Here is a 2,927-nt window from a genome sequence, read left to right on the forward strand (position 1 = left end):
GCGCACGACCTTGATGCCCACGGCCATCTTGCCCAGGGTGGCACCGCCGCGCGAGATTGTGCAGGGCTTCACCGGCCAGCAGGGCACCTTCCACGCCACTCAGATGATCGAGTACGGCACCCAGGTTGTCGGCGGCGTGACCCCGGGCAAGGGTGGCACCACCCATATCGACCTGCCGGTCTTCAACACCGTTGCCGACGCCGTGCAGAGCACCGGCGCCAACGCGTCGGTCATCTACGTGCCGCCGCCGTACGCGGCTGACGCGATCCTGGAAGCCGCTGCTGCCGGCATCAAGGTCATCGTCTGCATCACCGAAGGCATCCCGGTGCTGGACATGCTGCGCGTCAAGAACGTGCTGACCCGTTCGCATCCGGACACCGTGCTGATCGGGCCGAACTGCCCGGGCGTCATCCCCGGGTGAGTGCAAGATCGGCATCATGCCGGGCCACATCCACCAGCCGGGCAAGATCGGCATCGTGTCGCGTTCGGGCACCCTGACCTATGAAGCGGTCAAGCAGACACCGAAGTCGGCCTGGGCCAGTCCACCTGCATCGGCATCGGTGGTGACCCGATCAACGGCCTGAACTTCGTCGACTGCCTGAAGCTGTTCAACGAAGACCCGCAGACCGAAGGCATCATCATGGTCGGCGAAATCGGCGGTGACGCTGAAGAAGCTGGCGCCGAGTACATCAAGAACCACGTGAAGAAGCCGGTCGTCGGTTTCATCGCCGGTGCGTCGGCTCCGGCTGGCAAGCGCATGGGTCATGCCGGTGCGATCGCCTCGGGCGGCAAGGGCACGGCCGAAGGCAAGTTCGCCGCCATGGAAGCCGCTGGCGTCGTCACCGTGCGCTCGCCGGGCGACCTGGGCGCTGCCATCGCCAAGCTGGTCAAATAAGACCGGCATGATCGGTAGAGTCGACTGTTAGTCGACTGCTCTTCCCGCCGACTGCTGCAAAACAGAAAGGCCGCCTCCGGGCGGTCTTTCTGCGTCTGGCGCCCTGGCCATTCCGGTAACCCCATCCACGCATGGCGTGGATCTACTGGGGAATCGCAGCATTCCGGTTGGCCCCATCCACGCATGGCGTGGATCTACCGGGCGTGTCACAGGCATCGGCCGGTCGTGGCCCGGCGAGCGCTTGGCGCGGCGTTACAATGTGGCCATTGCAACCACAGGCTGGATTCCCATGGCTTCGATCCGCATCGCGATGGCGCAGTTCGATTTCCCGGTCGGCGATGTCGCCGGCAACACCGAGCGCATCATCGAGATGATCGGCCAGGCGCGCGAGGAGTACGGCGCCGAGCTGGTGATGTTCCCCGAGCTGGCGGTGAGTGGTTACCCCCCGGAGGACCTGCTGCTGCGCCCTGGCTTCCTGTACGAGTGCGAGCAGGCCATGGGCCGTATCGCCGCTGCGTGCCGCGGCATCACAGCCGTGGTCGGCTGGCCGCAGGCCGCCGGCGCGGTGGTCTACAACGCGGCCAGCGTGCTGCGTGACGGTCTGGTCGAGCGCACCTACCGCAAGCGCGAGCTGCCCAACTACGCCGTGTTCGATGAACGCCGCTATTTCGACGTTGACCCGGATGGCGGCAGCTGCGTGTTCGAGGTCAATGGTGTGCCGGTCGGCCTGCTGATCTGCGAAGACCTGTGGTTTGCCGAACCGCTGGCCGACACCGTCCGCGAGGGCGCGCAGCTGGTGGTGGTGCCCAATGCCTCGCCCTACGAGCGTGGCAAGCATGCCCAGCGTGACGCCGTGCTGGCCGCGCGCACCCGCGAGAGCGGGGCGGCGATCGCCTACCTCAACGTGGTCGGTGGCCAGGATGCGCTGGTGTTCGACGGCGCGTCGGTGGTGGCCGATGGCGATGGCACCGTGCACCCGGCGGCGGCGGCGTTCGTGGACCAGTGGCTGGTGGTGGACTACGACGGCCAGACCCGTCGCTTCCTGCCGCACGTGTGGATGGATGACGGCGACGAAAGCATGGATGCGCTGGCCTGGCGCGCGGTGACCCGCGGCATCCAGGATTACTGCGGCAAGAACGGCTTCAAGAAGGTGTGGCTGGGCCTGTCCGGCGGCATCGATTCGGCCTTGGTGCTGGCCTTGGCGGTCGACGCGATGGGCGCGGAGAACGTCACCGCCGTACGTCTGCCGTCGCGCTATACCGCCGGCCTGTCCAACGACCTGGCCGCCGAGCAGTGCAAGGCGCTGGGCGTGAAGCTGGAGGCGGTCTCGATCGAGCCGGCGTTCAAGGGCCTGATGGAGTCGCTGGCGCCGATGTTCGAGGGCACCACCCCGGACGTGACCGAAGAGAACCTGCAGTCGCGCAGCCGCGGCGTGATCCTGATGGCGCTGGCCAACAAGTTTGGCGGCCTGTTGCTGACCACCGGCAACAAGAGTGAGTACGCGGTGGGCTATGCCACCATCTATGGCGATATGTGCGGTGGCTACGCGCCGCTGAAAGACCTGTACAAGACCGAGGTGTTCGGTCTGTCCAAGTGGCGCAACACCGTGGGCGGTGCGCCGGTGATCCCGCCGGCGGTGATCAGCCGCCCGCCGTCGGCCGAGCTGCGCGACAATCAGCTGGACCAGGACTCGCTGCCGGCCTACGACGTGCTGGACGGTATCCTTTACCGCTACGTGGACCAGGAGCAGTCGCGCACGGAGATCGTGGCCGCCGGTTACGACGCGGCCGTGGTTGACCGCGTGCTGCGCCTGGTGCGTATCAGCGAATGGAAGCGGCACCAGGCCGCACCGGGACCGAAGGTCTCGCGCCGGGCATTCGGGCGTGAGCGCCGGTACCCGATCAGCAACGGCTACAAGGGCTGAGGCTGGCGCTATCGGAGGACAGGTAGTGCCGGCCGCCGGCCGGCAACCCGATGCGCCGTGCATCCACGCATGGCGTGGATCTACTGTAGAGCCGAGCCATGCTCGGCG

General features: G+C 66.9%; 1 protein-coding gene and 1 pseudogene. Both read left to right on the forward strand.

All coding sequences use genetic code 11. The annotated features are described in order from the left end of the window. Positions 1-13 precede the first annotated feature (13 nt). Positions 14-895 (forward strand): annotated as a pseudogene (sucD, locus tag ACQKDV_RS16990) (succinate--CoA ligase subunit alpha). A 289-nt stretch (positions 896-1,184) separates the two neighbouring features. After that, positions 1,185-2,819: an NAD+ synthase gene (locus ACQKDV_RS16995; protein WP_427785284.1), complete on the forward strand. Its 1,635-nt coding sequence runs from the start codon at positions 1,185-1,187 to the stop codon at positions 2,817-2,819. The last annotated feature ends 108 nt before the right edge of the window (positions 2,820-2,927 follow it).

This window comes from Stenotrophomonas sp. NPDC077659 (assembly GCF_050268705.1).
GTDB lineage: Bacteria > Pseudomonadota > Gammaproteobacteria > Xanthomonadales > Xanthomonadaceae > Stenotrophomonas.

Bases quoted from the DNA above. Each gene is read 5' to 3' on its own strand.
- ACQKDV_RS16995 (WP_427785284.1), top strand. From the start codon at position 1,185: ATGGCTTCGATCCGCATCGCGATGGCGCAGTTCGATTTCCCGGTCGGC.